Origin of the sequence: Pseudoalteromonas luteoviolacea DSM 6061 (assembly GCF_001625655.1) — a bacterium.
Lineage (GTDB): Bacteria > Pseudomonadota > Gammaproteobacteria > Enterobacterales > Alteromonadaceae > Pseudoalteromonas > Pseudoalteromonas luteoviolacea.
Map to the genome: position 1 here is coordinate 1 of NZ_AUYB01000107.1, position 5,963 is coordinate 5,963.

A 5,963-nucleotide genomic window follows, 5' to 3' on the forward strand; every position below is an offset into this window, starting at 1 on the left:
GTTTCATTACAGCAGATCAGTATTAAGCGTGCGATTGATGCATACACTGTTAATAGTGGAAAATGGGAAGTCGCAAAGCACCCAAGAGTTGTTGCGGACGTAAACGGTGATGGACTTGCTGACATAGTAGGGTTTGGAACAAACTCTGTATTCACCTCCCTTTCTAGAGGAGATGGTACGTTCGCACCAGCTAAAGTGGCACTGAACGCATTCACGTATAACAGCGGTAATTGGCGAGTCGAAAGTCATCCACGTCAAGTTGGAGACATTAACGGAGATGGTCTAGCCGATATAGTAGGCTTTGGTGGAGAGGGTGTGTATACCTCTTTGGGAAGAGGTGATGGTACTTTTGCCCCGCATAAGTTTGTGCTTTCAAATTACGCGCTATTAGCCGGTAAATGGGAAGTCTCTAAACACCCACGGGTTTTATCAGATGTTAATGGAGATGGCTTGCAAGACATCGTCGGATTTGGCGGGGCAGATGTTTATACATCCTTCGCAAGAGGTGACGGTACTTTCACCGCACCTACAAAACATCATGACGAATTTGTATATACAAAAGGTTGGTTTGTAGACAAACACCCAAGACAAGTAGCTGATGTAAACGGCGATGGAAAAGCAGATATTGTTGGCTTTTCAGACAATGGTGTTTTGGTCTATTTAACACGTTAATCTGGTTTTAGATTTTACGAAACTGGAATGAACCTAAAATAGAGCACAGTTTGAATGCCGTGCTCTATATTAACTTGGCCAACTCATACTCAAAGGGTTTATAATATTGCCACTCTTATAATTTGAGGCTTTGCAAACAGAATGCAGCAATCTTACGAGCCAACTAAACAATTTGAAATAGCTCATCTAGGTCAACCGATACTAAAAATGCAGGCGAAATTAGTCGGCAATATTTTGTCTGATGAATGCCAAAACCTAATATCGGAGATGATGCGTACTGTAGAGCTCGCTGGTGGAGTCGGTATTGCCGCGCCACAAATATTCAAAAGCGTTAGAATATTTATTATGTGCTCTAAACCAAATGCACGTTACCCTGACGCACCACTAATGCAGCCCACCGCCATTATTAACCCGGAATTAATTGAAGCAAGCATAGATAAAGAAAAGGGTTGGGAAGGGTGCTTAAGTGTACCGAGCTTACGTGGGCTTGTTCCTAGACACAAAAAAATCAAGGTTCAGTACTATGACCAAAACGGTCAAAAACATCAAACAATATACACTGGTTTTATTGCACGAATTTTCCAGCACGAAATGGATCATCTAGACGGGTTAACTTTTGTCGACCGAGTAGAGTCTGTTCAAGATCTGGTGAGCGAAAGCTATTGGTATGAGCACTTTGCACCGAACGCTTAGGGCAGTTTTGTACTGTCCTCCGATACATCATTCCAAATCACCAACATAATACAGCGCTGCCATCATAGACAGAAACAAAGGGACCTTGGTTTTAAGCTACAGGAATGTGCTGCTATGTTTATTAAAGCGACCAAAGCAGACAGCCTTTAACGCGCTACCTCGATAGACATGCCGCTAATAAACTAAAATAAAAAGATGAAGTAAAAGCCAAGTAAAGGTGTAAATATGTCAATCACTAACAAAACTTTTTTTGAGGCAGAAATAGACGCCCTTTATCTACGTGCCCCTTTCAGTCGCCAAATGTATTTACAAATAAGGCAATCTAAACACTTTATGGCACTTTACTACATGAAGAAACTAGAACTCGATGATCTTGCCAACACCGCTTTTTTATCACGTTTTCATTATGTTAGAGTGTTTAAACGGATGTACGGCTTAACCCCAAGAGCTTACTTGAGAGATTTAAGGATTTCCAAAGCAAAAGAGTTTATTGAAAGCGGCGCTTCTATCACAACAGTTTGCTTTGACGTCGGTTATGAGAGCCCATCAACATTCTCTTCAGTTTTTAAAAAGTGTACCGGTCACTCCCCCAAGGAGTATCAAAAACTATACAACGCAATCTAGAATAAGTTTTTTATCTAGCACCAAGGTAACATAAGGCTATCCTAATAATTAAGAGTAAGGAACTTAATATGTTAAAAATCTATGTAACTAGTATTCCTGTCGACGACCAAGAAAAAGCATTAAATTTCTATACCAAAACACTAGGGTTTATCAAAAAAACTGAAGTGCCTTTAGGTGAACACAAATGGTTAACCGTTGTCTCTCCAAATGAACAATTAGGAGTGGAACTATTACTGGAGCCGATGGCCTTTGAACCGACTAGAGTGTATCAAAAAGCCCTTAAAGAAGCCGGGATACCATGCACTTCATTTGAAGTTGATGATTTGGAGGGAGAGTTTGAAAGGCTAAAGGCATTAGATGTGCAATTTTCCATGCCCCCAAAGGAGGCGGGGACTGTAAAAATAGCAGTTCTAGATGATACTTGCGGTAATTACATTCAACTCATGCAAAAATTGTAATTAATAAAACAAGTCCGTAACTGTAGCAGTGTTTAGTGTTTAGCTGCTATAGAGAATAAATTAGAGTTTACTGTAGCTTATGAGAATTATGTATGCATGAAGGCGGAAACCTAGTACTAAAGTAAATTCACTATTGAGAATTTTATCTTATATACTGGTGGATATACTAATTTAAACAAGTCATATTTAAAAAACCAAATAGGTTATTCGAATCTGCAAGTTGGATTTAAAATAAAACTATTTAATCAGTTCAAACATGTGAATATGAAAAAATACCAATTAGTGTTTCATGACCGGAACCGACTCAATATTGGGTATTGCTTAACGACTGAAAATCAAAACCTTCAAGCTGATAAATCTCATTTTTTCAAGAGCAAGGAATAAATTCCGTTTTTGGAAACTCTGTCGAGACCATTAACTATAATGGCAAAGCGATATGGTTAAACGAAGATTAATACCTGTTCAGCCTTAACTTTGTATCATATAAAGTGTTTATCGATATTAATTGGAAACTTACCAATCTGATAAAAAGGCTTACCCGGGCGAGTTAGCCTTTTGTTGTTGAGATGTAAAGGTTGTTTATTGATGTTTTCCAACTTCCCAGTTGTTTTTTTGTAATAGGGTCTCTCCTGCATCTATTGCGCCCGACTCAAGTGTCGTACCCATAGAATCATTCCAACGATTCAAATACCCAAACAAAGAAATAACACCCAGAATTTCGACAATCTCGCCATCATCCCAATGCTTTTTAAGCTCTGTTTGTATTTGTTCGTCTACTGCATTTGGTACACTAGAAGCAGCAAGAGCAAATTCAAACGCTGCTTTTTCTGCTTCGCTAAATACGTCATTTTCTCTGAACTGCCAAATTTGGGCAAGCCTCTCATCCGTACCGCCATAACGCTGCGCAGCCAAAATAGTGTGTGCTTCACAGTAACGGCACCCAGTATTTGCACTGGTGATATAGCCAATAAAACGCTTTAACTCTGACGTTACTCGACCTTGGTTTTCCATAACTGCTTTGTTTAAATTAATGAAAGCTCGTGCAATTGCAGGTCGTATTTGCATGGTAAGCACGCTATTAGGACAGAACCCCAAAGTTTCGTTAAAGAATTTAGCAAGCTCTGTCACTTCTTGGTCGTGATCTTGTGAAAGGGGTGTCACTAAAGGCATAATCAGCTCCTATTGAATTTTATTTTTTTGTTGCATATGCAACACAATAACCTCGGAGAAGTACATTGTCCAGCGAAAATCTGTATGAAAATTCACTTAAAAATCGGCTTAAGGCATTTGAGCTATCCGAATCTGACCAAAGCCAGCTAGCTTTAGATACACACATACCGTTTCAAGTCGCTGTCGTCAGTAACCTACTTTCTATCTCCAGAGACCCAATTATTCGAAACCTTACGGATTTAGACACAAGAGAACTTCGCATACTTGTAAACATAGGCTCATACGGTCCAATTGCAGCCTCAGACATTGCTTACCAATCTAGATTAGACCCATACTCAATAAATCGAGCAATCGCAGCTTTAGCAAAAAAGGAATTGGTAAAATATGAAGAGGGTGCATCAAGAAGTAAGCCGGTTCTTTTAACTGAACAAGGAAATTCGATATACAACAAAGTAGTTGCCCACCTAAAGATGAGAGAAGAAAAACTACTGGACACACTTACTAATCAAGAGCGAAATACGCTGAGTGAACTATTGCAAAAGCTAGAGCTTAACGCAGAAGCGGTACTCGCTATGGAAGTTGCCGACTGCCAAAAACAGGGCCTTAGTGTGACGAGAGATCACAAAGAACTAGAAAGGTGGTACAAACGTACAAACAAGTGATCGATATACTTCTATGATAAAAAATTAACAATTACACACTTTTTGCACATTAAGTTGCCATTCTCTGAATTATAAAATGAAAGAGGGGCAACTTATGAAAACGATAAAAACAGGTGTTTTTGGCTTGCTACTGTGTAGCGCTATCAGCACAAGTCTACTTGCTAAGCCGGACCACAGAGGTGACAACCAAGGTAGCAAACGTCAAAAGCATATCGGCGTTTCACTGCAAACATTCAGTGAAGAAGACCTCAAGCTTCAACAAATCATTTCAGCCCAAAACCTAGCTGACACAATCCCAGACGTCTCCTTTCTACCGAGTATAACTCAACCTATTCCACAGCTTGGTATGAAACTGTTCTTTACTAAATCTCTTGGCGGTGAAAAAACTGTCGCGTGTGCAAGTTGCCATCACCCCAGACTTGGAGGCGCGGATGGGTTATCGCTTCCCATCGGGACCAATGCGCTAGTGCCAGATATTGTTGGGCCATTAAGAGAAGTAAATGGTGAAATAAATATACCCAGAAACTCACCAACAATCTTTAATTCTGGATTAGCTAACTCGAGCCTTTTTTGGGATGGCCGCGTTGAAAGAGTGACGACAACAGACAATTTGGGGAATGAAACAACTTTTATTAGCACTCCCGACTCTGGCTTTGGTCAACCAGACGAACATGCCGGCCCAGATTTGGTCAGTACCTTGTCAAGGTTTCCAGTTACGTCTGTAGAAGAGATGCGAGGCGCAGCGTTTGAAAATGCGTTTGACAACCAGTCTGTGCGCGAACACCTAGCGCAGAGGCTTGGCAACTACGGTTCAGGTGTAAACGACTTAGAAAAGAATACATGGTTACAAGAGTTTAGAAAGGCATTTAATAGCCAGCAACCTGCTGAGTCTTTAATCACTTTTGACAGTATTGCGATGGCGCTTGGCCAATACCAAGCGGCAACAAAGATGGTCAATACACCTTGGCATAAATATCTCCGGGGCGATCTAAAGGCACTAAATGAACCTCAAAAACGCGGTGCTCAGCTTTTCTTTACACAAATATCAGAAGGCGGAGCTGGCTGTTTAAACTGCCATGGAGGAGAGAGATTTACTAACGATCGATTCTTTAATTTAGCGTTTCCGCAATATGGTATCGGACTTAACGAACAGAATACAGATACAGGTAGATTTGCAATCGACTCGCAGCAGCAACACATGTTTGCATTTAGAGTACCAAGCCTTTTGAACATAGAGCTCACAGCTCCTTATGGGCACTCAGGCGCATATGAATCCCTCGAGCAGGTAGTCGCTCATTATGTAAACCCAGCCAACGCCATTGAAGACTTTTTTGCTAAAGGTGGAGCCTGTGGGTTAGCACAATTTAAAAATGATCCTAATTGTGACTCATTAAACGTCAATGCATACGAAAACAGCCAAACTGCGCTAGCTTTATTACAACTATCTCCATTTGTAGCGCCCCAGTTGGATGCACAGCAACAAGCTAACTTAGTCGCATTTTTGAAATCGCTCACTGACGAATGCGCTAAGTCTTCTAGATGTGTACGTAGGTTTGAACCAGGCCCTAGAACGTTTGATCCCGATAATTTGAGGTTAAGGGTTCAAGACGCTTTATTAGGAAAGAGTTGATCAAAAAGCTAAGATTTTCTAAATATCTGTATAAACTAGGCGAAAAGAGAGATA

Annotated in this window: 7 protein-coding genes; 6 read left to right on the forward strand and 1 reads right to left on the reverse strand. The window is 40.5% G+C overall.

The window, feature by feature from the left end:
- The 4 genes from N475_RS14625 to N475_RS14640 form a co-directional block, all read left to right on the forward strand.
- Positions 1 to 672, forward strand: a 672-nt coding sequence (locus tag N475_RS14625) for an FG-GAP repeat domain-containing protein (protein ID WP_162269602.1), incomplete at its 5' end; no start/stop codon positions are given.
- Between the two features lie 141 nt (positions 673 to 813).
- Complete coding sequence (gene def, locus N475_RS14630) at positions 814 to 1,365, forward strand: peptide deformylase (RefSeq protein WP_063358221.1); 552 nt, start codon at positions 814 to 816, stop codon at positions 1,363 to 1,365.
- A 225-nt stretch (positions 1,366 to 1,590) separates the two neighbouring features.
- The gene (locus tag N475_RS14635) at positions 1,591 to 1,989 is read left to right on the forward strand and encodes a helix-turn-helix domain-containing protein (RefSeq protein WP_063365500.1); all 399 of its coding nucleotides are present in this window, start codon (positions 1,591 to 1,593) and stop codon (positions 1,987 to 1,989) included.
- Positions 1,990 to 2,057: 68 nt separating this feature from the next.
- Positions 2,058 to 2,447, forward strand: coding sequence for a VOC family protein (locus N475_RS14640; RefSeq protein WP_063365501.1), 390 nt, complete (start codon positions 2,058 to 2,060; stop codon positions 2,445 to 2,447).
- Between the two features lie 579 nt (positions 2,448 to 3,026).
- On the opposite strand, the gene N475_RS14645 is transcribed toward N475_RS14640, so the two are convergent.
- Complete coding sequence (locus tag N475_RS14645; RefSeq protein ID WP_063358224.1) at positions 3,027 to 3,617, reverse strand: carboxymuconolactone decarboxylase family protein; 591 nt, start codon at positions 3,615 to 3,617, stop codon at positions 3,027 to 3,029.
- A gap of 65 nt (positions 3,618 to 3,682) precedes the next feature.
- Here N475_RS14645 and N475_RS14650 point away from each other — a divergent pair, with 65 nt between their 5' ends.
- Positions 3,683 to 4,279 (forward strand): MarR family winged helix-turn-helix transcriptional regulator, encoded by a 597-nt coding sequence (locus N475_RS14650; RefSeq protein ID WP_063365502.1) that lies wholly within the window; start codon positions 3,683 to 3,685, stop codon positions 4,277 to 4,279.
- Between the two features lie 94 nt (positions 4,280 to 4,373).
- Positions 4,374 to 5,909 (forward strand): cytochrome-c peroxidase, encoded by a 1,536-nt coding sequence (locus tag N475_RS14655; protein ID WP_063365503.1) that lies wholly within the window; start codon positions 4,374 to 4,376, stop codon positions 5,907 to 5,909.
- Positions 5,910 to 5,963: the final 54 nt, after the last annotated feature.

Coding starts and splice junctions, on each gene's coding strand:
- N475_RS14645 (WP_063358224.1), bottom strand. CDS start 3,617: ATGCCTTTAGTGACACCCCTTTCACAAGATCACGACCAAGAAGTGACA.
- def (WP_063358221.1), top strand. CDS start 814: ATGCAGCAATCTTACGAGCCAACTAAACAATTTGAAATAGCTCATCTA.
- N475_RS14655 (WP_063365503.1), top strand. CDS start 4,374: ATGAAAACGATAAAAACAGGTGTTTTTGGCTTGCTACTGTGTAGCGCT.
- N475_RS14635 (WP_063365500.1), top strand. CDS start 1,591: ATGTCAATCACTAACAAAACTTTTTTTGAGGCAGAAATAGACGCCCTT.
- N475_RS14640 (WP_063365501.1), top strand. CDS start 2,058: ATGTTAAAAATCTATGTAACTAGTATTCCTGTCGACGACCAAGAAAAA.